The sequence below is a fragment of the Candidatus Accumulibacter necessarius genome (assembly GCF_036625085.1).
In genome coordinates this window covers 169581-190496 of the sequence record NZ_JAZKUM010000001.1, presented here as the reverse complement: position 1 = coordinate 190496, position 20916 = coordinate 169581, and the positions used below count along the sequence as shown (strand labels likewise).

Here is a 20916-nt window from a genome sequence, read left to right as displayed (position 1 = left end):
GATCACCAGACAGCGCCAGGCGGACAGCGCAGCGCTCGCCCGCCGGCTCACCCTCCGCCCGGTTTCCGACCAACCATTGATGCCTAAGGCAAAAGACAACCCCCGTCGCATAGCCCCGCGCGAGGAGAATCCGCCCGCTCTGGGGCGCCGCCAGTTTGTGCTCGATAGCGCACGACTGCTGTGCGGCGTCGGCGTCCTCGGGCTGGCGCTGTCAGGCTACAGCAAGCAAGCTCTCGCCAGGCCGCCACTGGCTATCCGCCCGCCGGGCGCCGGCCCGGAAGAAGACTTCCTCGGGGCCTGCATCCGCTGCGGCATGTGCGTGCGCGATTGTCCCTACCACATCCTCGATCTTGCCAGGCCTGAATCGCCGGTCGCCACCGGCACGCCCTACTTCGCGGCGCGCAGCGGACCCTGCGAAATGTGCGAGGACATCCCCTGCGTCAAGGCTTGTCCTACTGGCGCCCTCGACCACCGCCTGACGGATATCAACCAGTCGCGAATGGGCCTTGCGGTTCTATCGGATCAGGAGACCTGCCTCAACTTCCTCGGCCTGCGCTGCGACGTCTGCTATCGCGTCTGCCCGCTGATCGACAAGGCGATCACCCTCGAACTGCGACCGAACACCCGCACCGGTCGGCACACCATGTTCATCCCGACCGTGCACTCCGAGGACTGCACCGGCTGCGGCAAGTGCGAGAATGCCTGCGTCACCGCCGAGGCGTCGATCCGGGTGCTCCCGGCCAAACTGGTCAAGGGCTCGCTCGGCGAGCACTACCGCCTCGGCTGGGAAGAGAAGACCAGGGCCGGCGGCCATTCCCTGGTCGAAGACAAGGATCTCGTCGATCTGCCTGACCGCCTGCCCGAGGGCATGAAGCTCGAAGGCCACTTCGACCCGGGCAGCGACAGACTGCCGGCGGGAATGCCGGGGGGCGGCCCGGCCAACGTCGTTCCCAGCCTGCCGCCCGGGTTCGAGGGAGCTGCCGGCGGCAAGGCAGCGAATGCCGCGGCCGGCAGCGTGCGCCAGCGCCTCCCCGCTGAGGCCGCCCGATGACCAGGCGGCGGACCGGAGCGGAAGCCGTCACCGCCAAAGGCTGGATCGGCGCACACCAATGGCTGCTGGCAAGGCGCATTTGCCAGTCCGCGATCCTGGCCCTTTTCCTCCTCGGACCGCTGGCCGGGATCTGGATCGTCAAGGGCAATCTGGCGTACAGCCTGACGCTCGACACGCTGCCGCTGACCGACCCCTATGTGCTGCTACAGTCACTGCTCGCCGGCCATCGACCGGAGCGGCTGGGTCTGATCGGCGCGCTGATCGTTGTCGTCTGCTACTTCCTCGTCGGCGGCCGCGTCTATTGCGCCTGGGTCTGCCCGCTCAACCCGGTGACCGACCTCGCCGGCTGGCTGCGCGACCGGCTGGGCATCAAGGGCAGCGCACATGTCGCGCGCAGCAGCCGCTACTGGATCCTGGCGATGACGCTGCTGCTGGCCATACTGACCGGCACGATCGCCTGGGAACTCGTCAACCCGGTATCGATGCTGCAGCGCGGGCTGATCTTCGGCCTCGGCGCGGCGTGGACGGTGGTGCTGGCAATTTTCCTGTTCGACCTGTTCGTGATGAGCCGCGGCTGGTGTGGCCACCTCTGCCCGGTCGGCGCCTTCTACAGCCTGCTCGGCAAATGGAGTCCGCTGCGCATTACGGCGTCGAAGCGGGCGGAGTGCAACGATTGCATGGACTGCTTCGAGGTCTGCCCCGAACCGCAGGTCATTCGTCCGGCGCTGAAAGGCGCCGGCAAGGGCGTCGGCCCGGCCATCCTCTCCGCCAACTGCACCAACTGCGGACGCTGCATCGACGTCTGTTCGAAAGATGTCTTCACCTTCGGCCTGCGTTTCAACAATCCACCGGAAAGCGGAGTGCCGCCGGCCACCTCATCTGCGACCGGCAGCCACTGAAGCACGCGACAAACATTGCCACAATCCTTTGACCTGGAGGGAACGCCAATCATGAACAAGTCACTGAAACACAGCCTCGCCATCGCGGCGAGTTGCCTGACGTCCCTGGCCTTTGCCGCCGACAGCGCCACCTCGATGCGCGGCGCCGATGTCGCCGCCCCCGATCAGGCGCCCGACATCAAGACCTACGTCGGCAAGCGGCCCGGCACCGAGGCACCGGTCGCCCGCACCTTCAGCACGCAACCACCGGTGATTCCACATGCCGTGGAAAACTTCGACGAGATCAACCTCGAAGGCAACCAGTGCATGGACTGCCACTCGGCGGCAACCTACCAGAAGAAGAAGGCACCGAAGATCGGTGACAGCCATTTCGTCGACCGCGACGGCAAGAAGCACGCCGAAGCCACCGGCGGCCGATACAACTGCGTGCAATGTCACGTGCCGCAGGTCGACGCGCCGCCGCTGGTCGATAACACCTTCAAGGGTGACGCGGTCAAGAAGCCGGTGAAGAAGAACTGAAACAGCCCCGAGTGGCGGCCTTCCTCGACCAGCTACCACCTGAACATCGCGTCTTCGCTTACCGCCAGTCCCGCGTCGCGACCGTTTGCGAAAGGAATCCCGAAGGCAGGGTGCGGCACGAAGGGACAGGTGTCGGTTCTCCGGTCGATCCTGAAGAAGCCCGCATTCGCAGGCGATACCGCACTGCTGGTGGACACCACCGGTGACGGCGCCATCGTGCTACGTCCGGCGGCGATCTATCCCGTCGAGATCCACCGCGACGAGCGGGTAGAGGAGCTGTTGCCGACGCTGTCGATGACCGCGGCGTCGGTCGGAAACGCCACCTGGCTCACCGGCGTTTCGGGCGACGCATATCGTCACAATTAATCAGAATACTGTCCCTGTAATTGCCTGCTGTCCCTGTAATTGCCTGTAATGGCGCCCTGTCCCTGTAATTGCGCCCGTGTTCAGCCGCGATGCACCTCGCTCAGGCGGAACTCCCTGCTGCCGTTGGCCGCGCGCATCTCAAACAGGCCGGCGGCAGCCAACGCCTCGTGTAGTGTCGCGCAGCCACTGTCTTTGAGATCTCGTCCCATTGCCTTCATCTGTTGCCCGATAACTACAGCGGATGACCAGCCGTCGGGTCCCTGAGTCTTGCTCGCGGCGTCCCTGAGTGCCTGGACGTAGTCCGCTGGCACAGCGCGGTTGAGGTGATGTGTTGCGATCGGCTGCGTCAGGGTCTTCTTCGGCCGGCAGAAATGGGTCTGACCATTGCCTTTCGTGCGCAGGACGACGTCGAAGACGGCGGTGGCCTCGAGCAACCGGGAGAAGCTGCTAGCACCATAGTGGCGCGGATCGAAATCGCTTTGATTGGCCCGCACGTATTGGGCAACACGCGCCATGAGAGCCCAGCCATCTTCCTCGGCGACATTCGCATGGGCGCGCAACAACTGGGTCTGCAGCCGCAGCGGATCTAGCGGTGAGGCCGTGACCGCGGCGCGGGTGCCGGGCGTCCCCGCGGCGACCGCTGTTGCAACTGCCAGTCCGGCGGTCGGCAGCGGGGCAGCCTCGACTGCCTTCGATACTTCTTCGCGGTCGAGCGCGAGCGTTGCACGGCCGGTCGGTTCGAGGAGATGCTCGACGTAGGTGAAGCGCTCGCAGGCATTGACGAAGCTCTTTGCTGCGTCATTGCGACCATAGCCATACATGCGCAGACCGTCTTCGCGAATGCGCGTGGCCAGCCGCGTGAAGTCACCGTCGCTGCTGACGAGGCAGAAACCGGCAAAGCGACCGGAATGGAGGAGATCCATCGCGTCGATGATCAGCGCGCTGTCACTCGAGTTCTTGCCGACGGAGTTGCGGTACTGCTGAACTGGGTGAAATCCGTGGTTCGCGATGACATCGCGCCAAGCGGCGAGGTGCTGCGTGGTGAAATCGCCATAGACACGGCGCACGGCGATCCGGGCATCGCGCGTGAGATCCTCGATGATTGCTGCGAGTGCGTCGCGCGCGACGTTATCGGCGTCGATCAGCAACGCGAACGGGGGCAGATCAGTGTTCATCTCTATCGGAAAGGGATCACTTTTTTCGCGCGTGAGCCGGAGTCGGCCGGAAGTCCGGCGCACGACGACTGAGGCGATCTCCAGAAAACAATGACTGTACCACGCGTCATCGCATGACGGTCAGCCCCAGCCCGAGACGATCAGGGGTGCCGGCGTCTCTACCGCGCCCAGATGCCCGGGATTTGCTCCGGTTGTGGGACGTCGTTCCACAGCCCAACCTACGGCTACGACCGGGCGGCGAGCGTGGCGCACGACGAGCGGCGTGGAAGACGGAAAACGGGCAGGCTGGTGACGGATCTTAAGCGCCCGTCAACACGCTGTTGTTCGAATGCAGGTCAATTCCGCTCTGTTTCATCTCCAGCCTCCTGTGGCTAATGCAAGTTCCGAAACTCACTTTAACCCCACCGCTTCAACTTGGTGGGAGGCCGGCTAGATGATTTTCAGGGTCGAATTATCTTGATGGGATAAGTTCCACCGCCGTTGGCCTGCCGGGCAACCGAAACAGCGCCGTAGTGCATTGATCAATCCATTGCCTATAGAAGTCTGGGCCGGACGGTGGCAATGGCGGATGGAGCGGCTGAATGATTACTATAAGTCATGAGACCGCTGTGGGTCGTTATGCAAAGTCCGCGATTATGGAAAGTCGCTGTCGTGAGGGACGTTCAGGGGTAGGCAGGAAGCGAGACGATTGGCAGTAGCTTGGCGGCGAGGTAGACATAATTTCTCCAGTCTTTTGAAGTGGTAGCTCCACTTTGGAGACTGCCATGAATGCCAAGACACCCCAGCCCGCGTCGACCGAACGCGACGACGCTGCATCCACCGATCACATCGAAGAAGAACTGCGGCGCTACGACGCGTACTTGCGCGACCTGCGTGGGCTGTCACCGGGTAGCCGACGACATGACTTGCGAATTGCAGGCCGGCTACTGCGTCAGAAATTTGGAAGCGGCGTCGTTGATGTTGCCCGACTGAGTCCGGCCGACGTCCGACAGTTTCTTGCAGATCAACTGGATGCTCGCCGAACGCCCTCCAATGCGGCCACTTTGGCCTTGGGGCTGCGCAGTTATCTCCGCTATCGAAGCGCTTGTGGGGACTCAGTCAATGCAGTGACTGCTGTCATTCTATCGCCGGCACATTGGCGGCTAGCGACCTTGCCACACGCACTGACGGCGGAAGAGGTTGAACAGTTCCTGAATTCCTTCAGGCTCGCCCGGCGGTGGCCGAAACGCGGTTATGCCATTGCTCGTTGTGCCCTCGACCTGGGCTTGCGGGCCGGAGAAATTGCCCGCTTGACGATCAGTGATATTAACTGGCACACCGGTACTCTGACGCTGAGGGGTACGAAGTCATTTCGGCAGGATATTCTGCCCTTGCCAGTCGAGACCGGGCAGGCACTTGCGGACTATCTACAGCACGAGCGACCGCCGACTTCCAACCCTGCCATCTTCGTTCGTCGACTGGGGGCGCGTGATCAACCCATCACATCGTGTGCAGTCCAGAAAGTGATCACGCGCGCCTATCGACGCAGTGGCCTGCCGCATTCTGGATCGCACGCCCTGCGCCACACCTTGGCGTGCCGTCTCGTGGAGCACGGAAGTTCCCTCAAGGAGGTCGCCGATCTTCTGCGCCACCGCTCACTGAACACGACGCTCATCTATGCCAAGCTCGACACGCCGATGCTCTCGACGGTGCCGCTGCCGTGGCCCGGGAGCGAATCATGAACACGCGAATCCGCCTACAGACGAGAGTTGACGGCTATCTGGTTGAGCGCCATCGACTTGGTTTCGAACTCCACTCGCTGGACACCCTCCTGGCCGACTTCGCGAAGTTTGTCGCCGATCGGCATCACCACGGACCGTTGACCGTTGAACTGATGGCCGACTGGGTGCGAATGGGCAAAGGGGGGCTCGGCACACCCGAAACCTGGTACCGCCGGATGGGGACACTGCGCCGCTTCATCCGCTACCTGCAACAGTTCGAGCCGCAAACCGAAAAGGAGGGGAAAAAGCGAAGAAAAAGCGAAGAAAAAGGGGCCAGGCTCGAATTGAATTCGCATAGCCGTCAAAGTCCGCGCTGACGAGACGACGATAGTGAGTAGGTAGAAGTAAGAGACCTCCCGCACTCGCCGCGCGGGTAGCTGCCCAATCGAAAAGGGCTGCATTGCGGCGCTTTATGCTGATGGCGATCGCCGTCGGGTGGGTTACCTCGCCATCTCGATCAACTCGATTCTCTTCCTGAGCATGTCGTTGACCAGATCGGCGAGTTCGACGCCCTTGGCGTCGGCCTTGGCGGGAAGATAATCCTGCACCTCCTCGTCGACGCGGCAACTCGGGGTCAGGTCTTTCCTGTTGCCTTACGCAGGTGGGTGAGCAGGGTCAGGTTTTCTTTTGCCCGATCGGTGATTTCTCAACCAGCGATTTCCAGCCGTCTTTCAATCCGGTCAATTCGCGCCTTGATCTGATCGATACTTGACTGTTGCCGGATGATTTCCTCGTAGTTGTGCGCGCTATCGCGTCGGCCAGCGGCAGTGCTCGCTTGCAGGCTGGTAAGCCGGGCGGCGGCCTCCCGCAACTCGCTTTCGATGCGGTCCTGTCCACCCCGCAAGGCGCGCAAGTGCTCAAGAACCAGATTGTCGACGTTGTCGCTCATGGTCAAGCCTCCTTGCAAGGGATAGGAAATCCAACGGCACCATCAAGAGTGTATGAGCCTCCATCAAGGGGCGTCAATCTTCAATTTCGCCCCGGTGGCTCTTGAAAAGTTGTCCGAATCCCGCCCCACTCAGTGCCATGGGCCATCCGCCAAGCGGGACCGGGGCGGATGGCCCATGGCACGGGTCGTTCCACGATGGGCGATGGCAGCTCGTCCTGCCTCAGTCTGGACCTATGCGCATGCACCAGCCGGCGCCACGTTGTTCAATGAATCTCGTGTTCCGTCAACCCCAAGCTCTGGCCAGCAGCAAGCAGCCTTCGGTCTGCCGCTCCCGACCAGTTCGAAACCGTGGTCGCCGGGCAGCCGACACAACTCCCTTGCCGAGAAGACTCGGAACCAACCAACCGCGATCTCAAGCCGGGTGACGCACACCTCGCCGGGGCGGATGGCGATCTCGGAGGGATCGGCCGTCTCGAAGAACAGTTCGATCACCTCCTGCAGATTGTCGCGTGCCTTTTCGACTGTGGGCCCTTGACTGGCGATGTCCAGTTCCCGGCAGACGAAAACGTACTCGCCCCCCTCACGCTCGATGATTGTCGTCACCTGCATCGTACCTGCCAAGGCCGCGACCGCCAGAAATGAACGCCTCACAGTCTAGCACCTCGAGTTGCACGTCCAACCTCCCGGGGTCACCCATCGGCCGGCTCCCGGACGGCGCGGACGGCAGGGTCCGGGGCAGGCCGGGCGCGAGTCTCACATGCCAACGCCGAAAGGAACACGGGGGTAATCGGGGACCACGTTTCTCTTGCCTCGCTTGATGACCGATGGCACGATAGGGGCACGTCGTCTTCATCCCCTTCGGAGCGATTCGTGCCAACGATCAGCATGTTCTACGGAATTGTGGTGCTCATCTCTACAGGGACAATGAGCGACACTATCTGCCACATATCCACGTTCGCTACCAGGGCAAGAGCGCTTCAATCGCCATCGACGACGGCCGGCTGCTTGATGGCGACTTTCCGCCGAAGCAGCTCAAGCTGGTTCAGGCGTGGATCGAGATCCACAAGGACGAGCTTGCCGCCGATTGGGAACTGGCGATAGCGGGCGACGAGCCATTTCGGATCGCGCCGCTGCAGTAGGAGGGATGCACAATGCTGCTGGATGTGGTGAAGGTCGAGGCGGGCGTGGATCACACGCTGCTCCTCGAGTTCGAGAACGGGGAATGGCTTCGATTCGACGCGAAGTTCCTCATGGACAAGCGCCCGTTCGATCGGTTGAGGAACGCTGGGCTGTTTGCACTGGCGAGGGTCGATTACGGTACTGTCGTATGGCCCGGGAACATCGACATTGCGCCCGAAACGCTCTACGACCGCTCGACGCCGATCACGAGGTGATCGCAGGGAATCGCGCAGGAATTGGGGCCACCCATTAGACGGATCGGGGCAACAGGGCGAACCAATTTCTTTCGCGTTGTAGGCGCGACTGATGGTTGTTTGCCGCGCGTGTGGCTCCAACTCCACCTTCGAACCCTGGGTTTCGCGCGGCCATTGACGGCTGCTTCCACCACCCTCGGATGACTGGATCGCAACGAGAATACGGTGAGCATCCGTCCTTGCGGGAGTTTCGGGCCTTTGGCGAACCCGCTTGCAGTCACCGGCGTCTATTGTTCTTGCTCGTCGCTCCGCCCGATCGGCAGGCGGTGCAGGCGAATGTCGCGTTCAGTGATCGTCGCCATTGCGCCCCGGTCCAGGGCATCGCCAATCACCGGCCACACCTTCTTCAGCAGGTCGGCCAGAGCGCAGCCGTTCAAGCCTTCGATTCGGACACGGACCGTCGAAGGGCGTGCAGCGCCGCTCACGGCGAGGTGGGCGTGAAAATCAGCATCCAGGGTCACGCAGACGCGACGCTCCCGGCGAGCGTAGTCCAGAATGTCGCTGTCCGATGAGCGGGCCATGCCAATGTCTCCCGCGTGTACCACGTTCCAGCCGACATCGCCCAGCAATCGGACGGCGGAGCGCGGCAGCCCCTGGTCCAGCAGCAGCCGGATCAAGCCAGCTCCAAGACTATCACCCGGTCATCCAGGTTCTGCGCGGCGAACTCCAGCGCCTGACGGACGTCCTCCGGTTCGAGTTCCGGATATTCGGCAAACAGGTCGTCCCGATTTGGGTATAGCGCCACGGCTTCCACTACCCGCCTGACCGTGAGCCGCATGCCGCGCACCGTCGGTTGGCCCCCCAACATCGCCGGATCCCTGGTGATGCGATCGAACGTCTTCATCTCTGCCTCCTGTGACGAAGCCATTCTACCCGTGAGCGTCGGCTCTGGCTGCACATGAGCACATGCAACAACACATGGAAAGCCCGGGTCACCCATTAGCCGGCTACGGTCAACAGGGCGAAGAAATTTTTTCGCTGTAGGCGCGACTCATTTTTCGTTCCCCGCACTCTTGGCTTCCGCTCGACGACCGCGCTGAGGTTTTCGTTCTTGTCCAGATGGAGGTATCGACCAGGATCATGCCGGCTCCGCCTGGCGTCTCGGCAGGTCGTCCAGTTGCGGCTCCGAACCGCCGAGAAGTGCGAGGCGTTTCGCGCTTTCGCGCTGAATCAGGGCGCGCAGGGCCTCGCGAAGCAGGGCAGTTCTTTCGGAAACGCCTGTCAGAGCCTGGGCTTTGGCGAGCAAGTCATCATCGAGTGCGACTGTGGTCCGCATGCGCTTCTCCTTCTTGCAGAAACATTGATCCTAAAATCATTGGATGACAGGTTTGGTACGTCAACCGTCGCCTGCCAGCCCTGACGCATGACCCGGCCGACTCGAGGACCCAGCCGGAACCCAGCCGGGATCAAGACCAACATTCCCACACCTTCCTTCAGCACGCCTCCGGGACCTGGCAATCTCGCATCCTTGCGCACGACTTCGATGTGGCGCGGCAAGCTCGAGGGCTTTCCTTTTGCCTTACCGTGAGAAAGCCGTGGGCCAAGCGCATGAGTCTCGGTCACCTCGGTATTCTGTCTCTTGTTTTCCCGGTCGCATGGTGGCACGATCGGAGTTCATTGACTGAACCTCGGCGCTGTTCGCGCGCCCTGAGAAGGAGTGGCGTGCGCCGACCATCAGCATGTTTTACGGCATTCTCGTGTCCATGTACGCGCTTGACATCGAGAAGCACCACGCACCACTTATTCACGTGCGCTACAACGAATTCAGGATTGTTCTCGGTATTCCGGACGGGAACATGCTCGAAGGGAGCTTGCCTTCTCGCCAGATGAAGCTCGTGCAGGCCTGGATTGAAATTCACCAGGATGAGCTCATGGCGGACTGGATATCGCTGCCAGCGGTCAGACGCCATACAAGATCGATCCACTGCGCTGAGGAAATTACGATGACGCCTGACGTGGTGAGTGTCACCCCCCTGCCCGAATACCAGCTCGAAGCAGTCTTCGCCAACGGCGAGATACGCGTGCTCGACATGCGTCCCTACCTCGGCTATCCGGCATTCGCTCCGCTGGCCGAGGGCGGACTGTTCATGAAGGCTCATGTGGTCTTGGGAACGGTCGCCTGGACCGATCAAATCGACATCTCGCCCGACACTCTCTACCTGTGCGGGCGCCTGCTTTCGGATCAGGACACAGCACAGGGCGCATAGCGAGATCAGACTTTCGTAACGCTAGGCATGGACGCATTCGGACGGGTCCTGGTCGTCCATTCACCGCGCGAGAGCCGAACCCGGCTGATCTCTGCGCGCAAGGTCAGCAAAGGCGAAGCGGAGGAATACCATGCGTAAGGAATAGGACTTCAGCAAGGGCACGCGGGGTGCTGTCATCCCATCGACCGGGAAGACTCGCATCACGATCATGCTTGACGCTTACGTTCCATTCCCGCTCATCAGTTCCTCGCGGATGGCTTTCCTGATCATCGTTTCAATATCGGATTGCTGCAGTGACCTCTTGAGGGTTTCGTTGATCAGCGTCTGATAGCCGCGCTCGCCAGCCATTCCCTTGAAATGCTCAATCAGAGAGGCATCGAGATACAGCGTGACGCGCTTCTTCGTTGGCGTCACTCGCCCCTCGATACGCTTGCGCAAGACCAGCCGGCCAGCATCGATGTCACCCTGTGTGATTGGGGCGTCGTCGTCAAAGGTTGCCAAAGTAGATTTCCTGTTCATTTCGCTCCGCCTTCCGCATCGAGATCAACCGGATTTCTTCATCCGTTTCGGCAGTGGCAATAACCACCACATCGCCACGCAAGATCCCCAGGGTGATAAACCGCTGCTCGCCGTACTTAAAGCGGCGATCCTCAAAGGTGACCGTGCGGTCGCTCTCGATGACCTGGGGAGCGTCCGCAAAGTCGTAGCCATGCTTCTTCAGGTTCGCAACACGCTTCTTCGGCTCGTTGGTATAGCGCACAGCCTGAGTGTAAGCATGTTTGTGCATACGTCAAGCTCTTTGGCCCACTCGGGGTCCCCCATTAGCCGGCTCCGGTCACCAGGGCGAACAATCTTGACGTTGCCGCTTCTTTCTTCTTGCCATTCGATCGACGTTCGCTGCCAACGCAACGGCCATACGAGGAGAAATCGCCCACCGTCGGAAAGCGCTTCACGTCTCCGGTTTCCAGCGCAATCATCAGCGACGGCACCTGACCGATCCCGCGCACCGTGAGCAGGTACTGGTACTCCGGGCGTAGCTTTGCCTTGGCCAGGATAGCCGCTTCCAGCCCGTCGATCTGTTTGATTGGCCCTGGAGCAGTTTTCCGTTCGTTGTCGGACGGGAAACCCCGCCACCGTGGCTGGATGTGGACTGGCTGCTGCGGCAGTTTGGTCCGGTGCGCGGCGAGGCTCGCCGCGCTTATGCCAACAAGCGATCTGCGAGCGACCGATCACCATCCCCGGAACGACACGCCGGGCCTTTTCAAAAGCCAATTCTCGACGGTAGGGCGATGGAATATCATCAGCCCTCTTCGAGTGAGCCGCCCGCGCGGCGCTGCGTCGCGGCTACCTATGACCACAGTACAATGGAGATACCTGATGGAAACCACGGTTGGCGCCGACGATTTCAGGGTCAGGTGCCTGAGGCTTCTCGACGATGTAGGTCAATGCCACCGCACTGGTCACCTTCGCGGATAAGGGCCTGGCAGGTCGGGCCGGGCTTCGTTCGTCGCCCCAGCAGGCTGACTGACGTTTTCTCTCGGTACCGATTGGTCGGAGCGCTTGTTGGCGGGCTGTGCCTGCTGTTGTGCACCGACGGCCTGGCGGCGGACGTGCCGCCAGCGCGGGGATCCGCGGCGCCGGCAGCCGACCCGAGCCCCTGGGTGCGATGGCTGCCCGAGCGATCCGTAAGCAGTCCGCTCGCCGTCATTCAGTAGGATAGGGGACGGATCATGCAAAGTCTCCGCCAAGACCTGCGTCACCGCGCGACCTGCCGTTTGCTCGCCCTGATCGAGCTCGTGCCTACCACAACAACGCTGAGACTGAAGACGGCGGCGTCATGTTCATTCCGGTGGGCCAGGCTCGCCCAAGTGCTGGCTGCCGCTGGCCTGTTGCTGGCAGCATTCTCCGCCTGGGCTGCGCCGAGCATCGGTGGGGTGCAGGTTACACCGAACGCGATCGCAGCCGGCGTGCCGACGACTGTCCGCGTGACGGCCACGATTACCGATCCGACTGCCATCCCCGCCAGCGTCAACCTGCAGCGCGTCAGCGACGCCGGGGCGGTCGTCGCGGTCGTCGACCCGCTGCGCGATGACGGGCTTAACGGCGACGCGATCGCTGGCGACCAGGTCTACACCCTCGACGCTGTCTTCACCGAGACCACGCCGGTGCGGCTAAGGGTGTCGGCGGGCTTCAAGGGTATGTTGAAGCGGCTGTTCTCGGCCAGCGTGCTGCTCAACATCAATTGCCCGCCTCTGGCCAACGCCGGTCCAGACCAGCGTGTTGCCCGGGGCAAGCTGGTCGTCCTCGACGGTAGCGCCTCCCTGGATCCTGAAGGAGTGCCCCTCATCTACACCTGGTCGCTGATCGGCAGGCCTGTCGGCAGCAGCGCCGTCCTCGCTGCCGCCAACAGTGCGGGCGCGACCTTCACCGCCGACCGTCCGGGCGACTATTTCGTACAGCCGATCGTCAGCGATGGACAACTGGCCAGCGCCCTCGATGCGGTGAGCATCACCGTGATCCACACGCCGCCGACGGTCAGCCTTACCGCGCCGGACGAGGGCTCCGTCCATACCTTGCCGGTCACCGTGACTTTGGCGGCGACGGCGAGCGGCGTCGATACCGACGGGACGATCGCAAAGGTGGAGTTCGTCCACGGCGCGACGCTGATCGGCAGCGCCACGGCGGCACCGTACACCGTCGCCTGGAACAACGTCCCGGCCGGGAGCTACAGCCTGACCGCCAAGACGACCGACAACCTTGGCGGAACCCGCACCAGCGAGGTCGTGCCGATCACGGTGACTGCTGCGGGACCGACGATCCTCTACCTGCATGGCGATCACCTCGGCACACCGCGAGCCGCGACGAACGAAGCCAATATGGTCATCTGGCGCAATCTGCCGACGACCGAGCCTTTCGGGATAGCGCTGCCCGAGGAGGACCCAGACGGTGACGGGCAGGTGACGAAGATCAACCTCCGCTTCCCGGGGCAGTACTTGGACCGGGAGACGCAGCTGCACTATAACTACTTCAGGGATTACGATCCGGGGATCGGGAGGTATGTGCAATCGGATCCGATTGGGTTGCCCGGGGGCGTTAATACATATGGGTATGTCGGCGGGAATCCTCTGAACGACGTCGATCCGCTCGGCCTAGCAGCGCAGTGCAATTGCCACAAAATAATTGAGGTGGTTAGAAGCAAGTTGCAGAGCAGAAATTGGGCCAGCAAGACAGACCGAAGCAGCGATGCTGGCGTCGGATTCGGCCGTGGAAGAAACAAGTGCAACCTATTCATTTGCGATGTTCTGACGGAAGCACTCGGGCAATGCCCTCGTCGCACATTGTCGTTGAGCCAAGGCCCGATATCTGCGGGGGATTGGGCAAACCGGAGCAAGAACATCCCCGGATTTGATAGCGTACAGATCCCGCAGCCTGGCGATATCGCTGCTGTGGCATTTCCCAATGCCGATGCGTCTGGCCACGTGGCGATCGTTGACGGCCCTGGCTGGACAATTTCACCTGGCGAGGAGAAGGTGAGCCAGAGTCAATAGCCTTTCGACCAAACCAAGCAGCCGGTTGGAGTTCCCGTGTTTCGCCGCTGCATCTGCCCAGTGGAATGAAGATGAGTTCGTTGGTCTTCGGAGCATTACTTCTTGTTGCTTAGACATTGGTCCAAGCGACGTCTCTGACAGAATTAAAAATTCAACAGTGCCTTCGTGCAGCACAAACAGCGAGTCGATCGTACAGGGACATTCCGGGGACGCTGACGACTTCACCCTCGTTTACCGCGTTGTGGAGCCAACCCGAAAGGACAATCCACCATGCTCGATCACTCATGCTCAGTCCGAACCCACCACTGAGGATAAGCTGGTTCTAGTGTTCGCCTTGCAGAATGGACGATGGCAAGATTTGCTTGCGCTCCATGAGTGGGCGTTTCACTGCTATGCGAGGGGTCTCCTTCCGTCGCGACTCGTCGACGCGCTAATCTTTCCGTCCTCGGACTGGAATACACGGCTTCAGCTTCGATACAAGGAGCCAAGAGTGCGAAACCTGCTGGTACGAGTACAGAAGTCAAGATTGCCGGAAGAGGAGGAATGGTTGGAGCAATACATAGTCGACGTGCTTTCGGGGAAGGCGGCTGGCGGGCTGAATGCAGCTCGTCGCGACGGGCAGTTGCGGGATTGGAATCGAAAGGACTGAAACCTCGAATTCGCCGCTGGCGCCTCATCGTCGCCTCCTGCGGCGAGAAAATGTGGAGTCCGACGTTACAGGACCCTCTACACCAGAGGCTTCGTTGCCTCCACGACTGCTCCAGTTGCTACCGAGCGGAGCGAAAGTTGCCGGGCTGGATTCGCGGCATTGTGGAGCAACCGCCCCCAGCGCCTGACCGCCAGCGCCACGAAAATGGTCTTTTTTCAACGAACAGGGGCATTTTTCATGGCAGAGAGCGACGTGGTCACAGCCCTAAGCACCAGGCATGCCGAACCGGCCAGGCTGATCGAGCATCAACAGAAGGAAATGGGGCGTCTGGCGGATGTTGTGGCCCACCGCGGACACTAATGACATAAGCGTAGGACGTTGATGATCAGCGCGCCTTCCCACATTCCATTGCGCATTGGCGATACCCCAAGAGATCTGGGCACCTAAGCCGACACAGTCACCGATCGAGATCGTGCTCGCCGCAGAGTCGTAGCATCTCTTGGCGCGTCGAATCGCGCAGTTGCACCGCTGCAGCCCAGTCATCGCCAGTCGGGCCAAGCAGCGACCCGAGTGCCAAGCTCACCTCGCCCCGCCGCGGCAGCCAGGTGCGATCCCGCAGAACGGCACGCGTCCCGCGCAGTCCGCCGACCAGTACCGGCACCCCGGCCCTGGCCGAGGCGACGAAGGCGCCCATGCGAAACGGTTTGAGGCCGGCTTCCCGCGAAAAGGTGCCCTCCGGGAAGATCACCATCTTCTGACCTCGCCGGAGAGCGGCGACGATTTCGTCCACGTCCTCGACACTGCGTGAAGCCTCGAAACGTTCCACAAACAAGGTGCCGAGCGCACGCAGGAAAGCGTGCACGACCACCTGCTCGACGAACTCGCGCTTGGCGACAAAGCTGTACATCTCGCTCGGTGGCAAGGCAGCGCACAGCACCAGGGCGTCAAAATAGCTGCAGTGGTTGACCAGCAGCAGGTGCGGCATGGTCGGCAAGTCTCCCGCTGCTGTCGTCGGTACAGGCATGCCCGCCAGCCAGAGGAAGAGCCGGGCTGCACGATGAACGATGCGACGACCTATCGCCGGCGCGCGCAGGGCGATAACGAGGAGCATCACCGGTACGGCAAGGAGCAGGAAAACCGTCCAGCACCACAGCCCATAGGCCCGCCTGCCCAGACGCGCCGCGGCGTCGGCAAGGCGTGCGCGCCAGGCGGCCACGACAAGCCGCAACATCTGCTGTCGGTCCGGCATGACACGGGCACCGATCAAGCCACGCTCGAAGGCATCGCGCGAGGCATTGCGCCGAATCTTGCCGCTCGATGTCTTGAGGACGGAATTTGGTGGCGCCAGCACAACCTCGTCCGCCGGCATGCCGATGGCCTCGACGGCCACCTCATTGATCTTCTGCCGCAGCGACTCGCGTCGGGCCGGGTCGTCCTCGCGCGTTTCAGCCAGAACCACCAGACGTTCCATGGCATTCACCGGGTCCCTGCTGGCGAACACCGCCACACACCCCCTGCGCACGCCGGCCAGGTTGCCGACCGCCTGTTCAAGTTCATAGGGATAGAGGTTGCGGCCGCCGCGGATGATCAAGTCCTTGACCCGGCCCGTCAGGTAGATCTCCCCTTCGACGGTATACGCGAAATCGCCGGAGTCCAGCCAGCCATCACGAAACAGGGCCTGCGTCGCCAGCGGGTTGCGATAGTAGCCGGAGGTGGCAGACGGCCCGCGAAACTGCAGCTGACCGACGCGCCGGTCCGGTAGCTCGTCGCCGGCTTCGTCAACCACACGGATCTCGTGCCGTGGCAGAACCCGACCACAGGCCGGGACCTGCATTGCATCGACATCGTCGCTGGCCGCCGGCAGCGCACATTTCCTGTCGACCAAGGCTTGGCGCTGGATCAGGTCGATACGCGGGCCACGCCCAAGCGGCGGAAAGGCCAGCCCGACCGAGCACTCGGCAAGGCCATAGACCGGTGTGATCGCCTCGGCTCGCAGGCCGTAGGGGGCAAAGCGCTCGGCAAAGGCCTTCAGTGTGGCCGGACTCACCGGTTCGGCGCCGTTGAGCGCCAGCCGCCAGGACGAGAGATCGAGACCTTCGAGGTCGGCGTCGGCGAGCTTCCTCGCGCACAGATCGTAGGCAAAGTTGGGTGCCGGGGAGAGCGTGCCTCGATGGTGCGAGATGGCGCGCAGCCAGCGCGCCGGCCGTGACAGGAAGGCCAGCGGTGACATCAGCACCAGCCGCATGCCGAAGTAAAGCGAGCCAAACCAGGCGCCAATCAGTCCCATGTCGTGATAGAGCGGTAGCCAGGAAACGAACACGTCGTCGCTGCAAACGCCGACCGCCTCGCCCATCGCCCGTAGATTGGCCAGCAGGTTGGCGTGGGTGAGCACGACGCCCTTGGGATCGCCGGTACTGCCCGAGGTGTATTGCAGGAAAGCGATGTCCTCGGGCGCCGCCCGGTAAAGCAGGGTCATCGGTTCGCTGGCGAGATCCTCGGGGGTCAGCACCTCGGTCAGGGTCGGCGCCTCGGCGCGCAGGAGTGCGGCCACACCCTTCGCTTGCGGCACGGTAATGATGAACACCGTTTCGGCGTTGGCCAGGATACGCGCGTGCCGTCGCAGGTGATCCTCAATCTGCGCCAGCCGCGCGGGAGGATAGATCGGTACGGGAATGCCACCAGCGAGCATGACGCCGAAAAAGCTGGTCAGATAGTCACTGCCGGTGGGCAGCATCAGGGCCACGGCCTGCCGCGGCAGCAAGCCGCGCGAGACCAGGCCGGTGGCAACACGCCGCGCCTGATCCAGCAACTGGCGATAAGTGATGGTATCGGCACGAAACTCGCCCTCCTGGTCGCCGCCATAGAGCAGCACATGCGGACGTTGTGGGGTACGCTCCGCATGCCACTCAAGAACCTCGACCAGCGTCTCTGCCTGTCCGGGAATGCTGATCGGGCCGCTGCTGATGCCGAGGTCGGGGTCAATCGCCGCAAAGCGCTCGGCACCAGCGCGGTCGATGAATCGCAGCAGATCCTGCGGCGTTTCGGCCTCGGCGAGCGCAGCCTCGGGCAGAGGCTTGCCGAACTCGCTGCCGACACGCAGCAGGAGTTCGACCCGTGCCAGACTGTCGAGACCCAGATCACGCTCCAGATGGCTGGACATGCTCACCCGTCCAACTCGCCCCGGGCGAGTCTCCTCGACCATCACCGCGACCACGCGCAGCAATCGTGCCGGGTTCTCCGGCGACGGCTCACCAGCGCCCGCCTGATGCGCGATGACGTCAGGACGCATCGGAGCTCTGACCAAGGTCGATCGCAGCAGTCGGGCAGGGGGCGGCGCAGAAAGTACATTCGCGGACCAAGAAATCAAGCGCGCGAAAACCACCATCACCTTGGCCAATGATCCGTTTCGGGCACGCCCGGCGACAATCGCCGCAACGCGTGCATGCCGTCACGAAAGCAGCCTCGGCCGCGGCCCTGGGGGGACGGAAGGCAACCTTCGGCGTCGAGAAGCGACCGCGAAGAAAATTGCGGCGGCTGGCCCGATCAGCCATGGACCCGGCTCCCTGCGTCCCGGTCGACGGCCCGTGTGGCAAGGCACGCCCTTCGCAGAAGACGCCCATCGAAATACATGGCACCGCAGGGCGAGGGTTCAGCCTGGCTGGGCGGCTGCGTCCAACAAGGTCTGTCACCGCCTGAGCCGGATCAGGTCGGGTCGGCCAGCACGAAGTCAATCCGCCCGGTTTCAAGGTTGGCCCGCACCAGCCTTACCTGCAAACGGTCACCGAGGCGATAGCGTCTGCCGGTCCGCTCGCCGAGCATCAGGTGCTTGACGCTGTCGAACGCGAAGTATTCCTCGCCAAGTTCCGAAACATGCACCAGGCCCTCGACATACACCTCGTCGAGTGCGACGAAGATGCCAAAGGGCACCACCGCTGCGATGGTTCCGGCAAAAGTCTCACCGATTCGGTCAAGCATGTAGTAGCACTTCAACCAGTTGCTGACATCGCGCGTCGCCTCGTCTGCACGCCGCTCGGTCATCGAGCAGTGCAGCCCAATGTCGTCCCACTTGCCCGGCGTGTAGTGCGTCCCCGTCAGCACTGCCTTTATCGCGCGATGGACCAGCAGATCAGGGTAGCGACGGATCGGCGACGTGAAGTGGGTGTAGTGTTCGTACGACAAACCGAAATGCCCCACGTTGTCCGGGCTGTACATGGCCTGGCGCAGGGAGCGAAGCATCACCGTCTGCAGCAGCTGGGCATCGGGACGGGTCTTGATGCTGTCCAGCAACAGCGCATAGTCCCTGGCGGTCGGTTCGTCACCGCCACCGAGGCCGAGGCCGAACTCCTTGAGGAAGTTGCGCAGAGCCTCGAGCTTCTCCGCGGTCGGACCTTCGTGAATCCGGTACAGGCACGGCTGCCGCCTGCTCCGGAGAAAATCCGAAGCACAGACATTGGCAGCCAGCATGCATTCCTCGATCAGACGGTGCGCGTCGTTGCGGTACACCGGAACGATGTTCTCGATCTTCCCGTGCTCGTTGAACAGCATCATCGTCTCGATCGTTTCGAAGTCGATGGCGCCGCGTTTTCCGCGTGCCTCGCCAAGCACCTTGAACAGGTCGTAGAGCGTCTGCACCTGCGGTTGCAGCCTGCGGTGGACCTCGCCCTCCGGCGGCGTGGCGCCTGAGAGCCAGTTCCACACCTGATCATAGGTCAGCCGCGCATGCGAGCGGAAAACCGCTGGATAAAAGCGGTAGTCGGTGATCTCGCCATGATCGTCGACCGTCATGTCACAGACCATCGCCAGGCGGTCGACATCCGGATTCAGAGAGCACAGACCGTTGGAGAGCTTCTCCGGCAGCATCGGTATCACCCGGCGAGGGAAATAGACCGAATTGCCACGCTCCCGGGCCTCGCGATCGAGCGCCGTTCCCGGCTGGACGTAGTGACTGACGTCGGCAATCGCCACCACCAGCCGCCAGCCATGGCCCTGTTTTTCGGCGAAAACCGCATCGTCGAAGTCTCGCGCCGTCTCGCCGTCGATGGTCACCAGCGGCAAGGCCCGTAAGTCCGCGCGGCCTTGCCACTGCTGTGGCTCGAGAATGTCCGGCAGGACAGCGGCCTCGGCCAGCGCACCGCTGGAAAACTCGAACGGCAACTCGTGCTTGCGCAATGCAATTTCGATTTCCATGCCGGGGTCGGCGTAGTTGCCCAACACCTCGACGATGCGCCCGATCGGTTTCGAGTGCCGGTCCGGCTGTTCGATGATCTCGACGGTCACCACCTCGCCCGCGCGAGCGCTGACCGCACCGCCCGGGGCGACCAGAATGTCCTGGTTGATCCGCCGATTTTCAGGTACGACAACCGTGATTCCGTGCTCCAGCAGGACGCGGCCAACGACCCGGCTGTTGGCCCGTTCCAGCACTTCGACGATGACTCCCTCACGCCGCCCGCGGCGGTCAATCCCGACGACGCGCACCAGCGCGCGATCGCGATGCAGGACCTTGGACATCTGCCGGGCTTCGAGCGACAGGTCTTCGCTGCCGTCGTCGGGAATCAGAAAACCATAGCCGTCGGGATGGCCCTCGATGCGCCCGGCGATCAGGCTGGCGCGCTCGGGCAATATGTAGGAGCCCTTGCGATTACGCAGCAACTGCGCCTCGCGCTCCATTGCCCGCAAGCGACGCTGAAACGTCTCCAGCTCGATTTTCTGGACATCAAGCAGTACGCAGAGATCGTCGAAAGCGACGGGTTTGCCCTGTTCCTGCAGAATCTGCAGGATGTATTCGCGCGACGGCAGGGGCTGCTCGTAGCGCTTGACCTCACGCTCGAAGCACGGGTCGCGCCGGCGTATAGCCGACAGTTTGATGATTGACATTTCCTCATGTTCCTATAGAATTCGGCCTTCGCTGGAAATGCCCAGGTGGCGAAATTGGTAGACGCGCTAGGTTCAGGTCCTAGTGGTGGCAACACCGTGGAGGTTCGATTCCTCTCTTGGGCACCAGGCAAAAAAAAGTAATGCCCTGATGATTCATCAGGGCTTTTTCTTTTCTTGCGCGCGACTCTTCAATTTCTTCAGGCACTGACCCCTGCAGCGTCGGATCCTTGACCGGCCTACCTTCATTGTACGCCAACAGACGGGTCCTTGCCGGCAATCTGTCATCCCACCGCCTGTCGCTGCCCGGCCCCGGCAACGCTGCGGCCCGTCCTGCGAAACCGCCTACCCTGAAGACGCCAGCGCTTGGTCCTTGATCCGGACAACTGCCAGCCGGCCCATGCTCGCGCAGCCTGTCCGGGAAAGGATCGGGACCAGCCGGTCCTTTCTGCGACGCCAAAGGCACCGACTACGACCGGCGAAACGATTCCAGCAATTTTCGTGGCACTAGCCAACACGCACGAAAATATGGATACTACGCTGCCGGAA

The 20916-nt window shown here is 62.3% G+C and carries 19 protein-coding genes, 1 tRNA gene and 2 pseudogenes; 11 read left to right on the top strand and 11 right to left on the bottom strand.

The window, feature by feature from the left end:
• The first annotated feature begins 79 nt into the window (after window positions 1-79).
• The 4 genes from napG to V5B44_RS00955 all read left to right on the top strand — a co-directional run bounded on the left by napG (window position 80) and on the right by V5B44_RS00955 (window position 2835).
• Window positions 80-1051, top strand: coding sequence for a ferredoxin-type protein NapG (gene napG, locus V5B44_RS00970; RefSeq protein WP_332357271.1), 972 nt, complete (start codon window positions 80-82; stop codon window positions 1049-1051).
• The gene (gene napH, locus V5B44_RS00965; RefSeq protein WP_332357270.1) at window positions 1048-1950 is read left to right on the top strand and encodes a quinol dehydrogenase ferredoxin subunit NapH; all 903 of its coding nucleotides are present in this window, start codon (window positions 1048-1050) and stop codon (window positions 1948-1950) included. The genes napG and napH overlap by 4 nt, the downstream gene beginning before the upstream one ends.
• A gap of 51 nt (window positions 1951-2001) precedes the next feature.
• Window positions 2002-2469 (top strand): nitrate reductase cytochrome c-type subunit, encoded by a 468-nt coding sequence (locus tag V5B44_RS00960; protein WP_332357269.1) that lies wholly within the window; start codon window positions 2002-2004, stop codon window positions 2467-2469.
• 129 nt (window positions 2470-2598) lie between these two features.
• Window positions 2599-2835, top strand: coding sequence for a hypothetical protein (locus tag V5B44_RS00955; RefSeq protein ID WP_332357268.1), 237 nt, complete (start codon window positions 2599-2601; stop codon window positions 2833-2835).
• Between the two features lie 80 nt (window positions 2836-2915).
• Here V5B44_RS00955 and V5B44_RS00950 read toward each other — a convergent pair whose 3' ends face one another.
• Window positions 2916-4010: an NYN domain-containing protein gene (locus tag V5B44_RS00950; RefSeq protein WP_332357267.1), complete on the bottom strand. Its 1095-nt coding sequence runs from the start codon at window positions 4008-4010 to the stop codon at window positions 2916-2918.
• A 764-nt stretch (window positions 4011-4774) separates the two neighbouring features.
• Here V5B44_RS00950 and V5B44_RS00945 point away from each other — a divergent pair.
• The gene (locus V5B44_RS00945; RefSeq protein WP_332357266.1) at window positions 4775-5731 is read left to right on the top strand and encodes a tyrosine-type recombinase/integrase; all 957 of its coding nucleotides are present in this window, start codon (window positions 4775-4777) and stop codon (window positions 5729-5731) included.
• Complete coding sequence (locus tag V5B44_RS00940; RefSeq protein ID WP_332357265.1) at window positions 5728-6087, top strand: hypothetical protein; 360 nt, start codon at window positions 5728-5730, stop codon at window positions 6085-6087. The genes V5B44_RS00945 and V5B44_RS00940 overlap by 4 nt, the downstream gene beginning before the upstream one ends.
• Before the next feature lie 329 nt (window positions 6088-6416).
• On the opposite strand, the gene V5B44_RS00935 is transcribed toward V5B44_RS00940, so the two are convergent.
• Together V5B44_RS00935 and V5B44_RS00930 are read right to left on the bottom strand one after the other, a co-directional pair.
• Entirely contained in the window at window positions 6417-6659 is a 243-nt protein-coding gene (locus tag V5B44_RS00935; protein ID WP_332357264.1) for a hypothetical protein, read from the bottom strand.
• Between the two features lie 399 nt (window positions 6660-7058).
• Window positions 7059-7268: pseudogene (locus V5B44_RS00930) on the bottom strand (type II toxin-antitoxin system HicB family antitoxin); the annotation flags it as partial.
• Window positions 7269-7529: 261 nt separating this feature from the next.
• On the opposite strand from V5B44_RS00930, the pseudogene V5B44_RS00925 reads away from it, so the two are divergent.
• Together V5B44_RS00925 and V5B44_RS00920 are read left to right on the top strand one after the other, a co-directional pair.
• A pseudogene (locus V5B44_RS00925) lies at window positions 7530-7798 on the top strand (DUF4160 domain-containing protein).
• Window positions 7799-7843: 45 nt separating this feature from the next.
• A complete protein-coding gene (locus V5B44_RS00920; protein WP_332357860.1) occupies window positions 7844-8053 on the top strand; it encodes a DUF2442 domain-containing protein in 210 nt (69 codons plus the stop codon).
• 266 nt (window positions 8054-8319) lie between these two features.
• Here the strand turns inward: V5B44_RS00920 and V5B44_RS00915 are convergent, their stop codons facing one another.
• The 3 genes from V5B44_RS00915 to V5B44_RS00905 form a co-directional block, all read right to left on the bottom strand.
• A complete protein-coding gene (locus V5B44_RS00915; protein WP_332357263.1) occupies window positions 8320-8709 on the bottom strand; it encodes a DUF5615 family PIN-like protein in 390 nt (129 codons plus the stop codon).
• The gene (locus V5B44_RS00910; RefSeq protein ID WP_332357262.1) at window positions 8706-8936 is read right to left on the bottom strand and encodes a DUF433 domain-containing protein; all 231 of its coding nucleotides are present in this window, start codon (window positions 8934-8936) and stop codon (window positions 8706-8708) included. Before V5B44_RS00910 ends, V5B44_RS00915 begins: the two co-directional genes overlap by 4 nt.
• Window positions 8937-9170: 234 nt before the next feature.
• Window positions 9171-9368 (bottom strand): type II toxin-antitoxin system VapB family antitoxin, encoded by a 198-nt coding sequence (locus V5B44_RS00905; protein WP_332357261.1) that lies wholly within the window; start codon window positions 9366-9368, stop codon window positions 9171-9173.
• A gap of 403 nt (window positions 9369-9771) precedes the next feature.
• Here V5B44_RS00905 and V5B44_RS00900 point away from each other — a divergent pair, with 403 nt between their 5' ends.
• The gene (locus V5B44_RS00900; protein ID WP_332357260.1) at window positions 9772-10299 is read left to right on the top strand and encodes a DUF4160 domain-containing protein; all 528 of its coding nucleotides are present in this window, start codon (window positions 9772-9774) and stop codon (window positions 10297-10299) included.
• A gap of 219 nt (window positions 10300-10518) precedes the next feature.
• On the opposite strand, the gene V5B44_RS00890 is transcribed toward V5B44_RS00900, so the two are convergent.
• Genes V5B44_RS00890 through V5B44_RS00880 form a run of 3 tightly spaced genes read right to left on the bottom strand, consistent with a single transcriptional unit; the run spans window position 10519 to window position 11315 of the window.
• Window positions 10519-10800, bottom strand: coding sequence for a BrnA antitoxin family protein (locus V5B44_RS00890; RefSeq protein WP_434735390.1), 282 nt, complete (start codon window positions 10798-10800; stop codon window positions 10519-10521).
• Window positions 10787-11086 carry a BrnT family toxin gene (locus V5B44_RS00885; RefSeq protein WP_332357258.1) on the bottom strand — a complete coding sequence of 100 codons (300 nt, stop codon included), beginning with the start codon at window positions 11084-11086 and terminating at the stop codon, window positions 10787-10789. The genes V5B44_RS00890 and V5B44_RS00885 overlap by 14 nt, the downstream gene beginning before the upstream one ends.
• A 34-nt stretch (window positions 11087-11120) precedes the next feature.
• A complete protein-coding gene (locus tag V5B44_RS00880; RefSeq protein ID WP_332357859.1) occupies window positions 11121-11315 on the bottom strand; it encodes a transposase in 195 nt (64 codons plus the stop codon).
• 714 nt (window positions 11316-12029) lie between these two features.
• Here V5B44_RS00880 and V5B44_RS00875 point away from each other — a divergent pair.
• On the top strand, window positions 12030-13847 hold the full coding sequence (locus V5B44_RS00875) for an RHS repeat-associated core domain-containing protein (protein ID WP_332357257.1): 1818 nt from the start codon (window positions 12030-12032) through the stop codon (window positions 13845-13847).
• 1106 nt (window positions 13848-14953) lie between these two features.
• Here V5B44_RS00875 and V5B44_RS00870 read toward each other — a convergent pair.
• Together V5B44_RS00870 and rnr are read right to left on the bottom strand one after the other, a co-directional pair.
• Window positions 14954-17785, bottom strand: coding sequence for an AMP-binding protein (locus V5B44_RS00870; protein WP_332357256.1), 2832 nt, complete (start codon window positions 17783-17785; stop codon window positions 14954-14956).
• Window positions 17786-18198: 413 nt separating this feature from the next.
• Window positions 18199-20370 (bottom strand): ribonuclease R, encoded by a 2172-nt coding sequence (gene rnr / locus V5B44_RS00865; RefSeq protein WP_332357255.1) that lies wholly within the window; start codon window positions 20368-20370, stop codon window positions 18199-18201.
• 39 nt (window positions 20371-20409) lie between these two features.
• On the opposite strand from rnr, the gene V5B44_RS00860 reads away from it, so the two are divergent.
• Window positions 20410-20496, top strand: a tRNA-Leu gene (locus tag V5B44_RS00860).
• The last annotated feature ends 420 nt before the right edge of the window (window positions 20497-20916 follow it).

Coding starts and splice junctions, on each gene's coding strand:
- rnr (WP_332357255.1), bottom strand. CDS start 20,370: ATGTCAATCATCAAACTGTCGGCTATACGCCGGCGCGACCCGTGCTTC.
- V5B44_RS00905 (WP_332357261.1), bottom strand. CDS start 9,368: ATGCGGACCACAGTCGCACTCGATGATGACTTGCTCGCCAAAGCCCAG.
- V5B44_RS00950 (WP_332357267.1), bottom strand. CDS start 4,010: ATGAACACTGATCTGCCCCCGTTCGCGTTGCTGATCGACGCCGATAAC.
- V5B44_RS00870 (WP_332357256.1), bottom strand. CDS start 17,785: ATGCGTCCTGACGTCATCGCGCATCAGGCGGGCGCTGGTGAGCCGTCG.
- V5B44_RS00945 (WP_332357266.1), top strand. CDS start 4,775: ATGAATGCCAAGACACCCCAGCCCGCGTCGACCGAACGCGACGACGCT.
- napG (WP_332357271.1), top strand. CDS start 80: ATGCCTAAGGCAAAAGACAACCCCCGTCGCATAGCCCCGCGCGAGGAG.
- V5B44_RS00900 (WP_332357260.1), top strand. CDS start 9,772: ATGTTTTACGGCATTCTCGTGTCCATGTACGCGCTTGACATCGAGAAG.
- V5B44_RS00940 (WP_332357265.1), top strand. CDS start 5,728: ATGAACACGCGAATCCGCCTACAGACGAGAGTTGACGGCTATCTGGTT.
- V5B44_RS00960 (WP_332357269.1), top strand. CDS start 2,002: ATGAACAAGTCACTGAAACACAGCCTCGCCATCGCGGCGAGTTGCCTG.
- V5B44_RS00910 (WP_332357262.1), bottom strand. CDS start 8,936: ATGAAGACGTTCGATCGCATCACCAGGGATCCGGCGATGTTGGGGGGC.
- V5B44_RS00875 (WP_332357257.1), top strand. CDS start 12,030: ATGCAAAGTCTCCGCCAAGACCTGCGTCACCGCGCGACCTGCCGTTTG.
- V5B44_RS00935 (WP_332357264.1), bottom strand. CDS start 6,659: ATGAGCGACAACGTCGACAATCTGGTTCTTGAGCACTTGCGCGCCTTG.
- V5B44_RS00885 (WP_332357258.1), bottom strand. CDS start 11,086: ATGCACAAACATGCTTACACTCAGGCTGTGCGCTATACCAACGAGCCG.
- napH (WP_332357270.1), top strand. CDS start 1,048: ATGACCAGGCGGCGGACCGGAGCGGAAGCCGTCACCGCCAAAGGCTGG.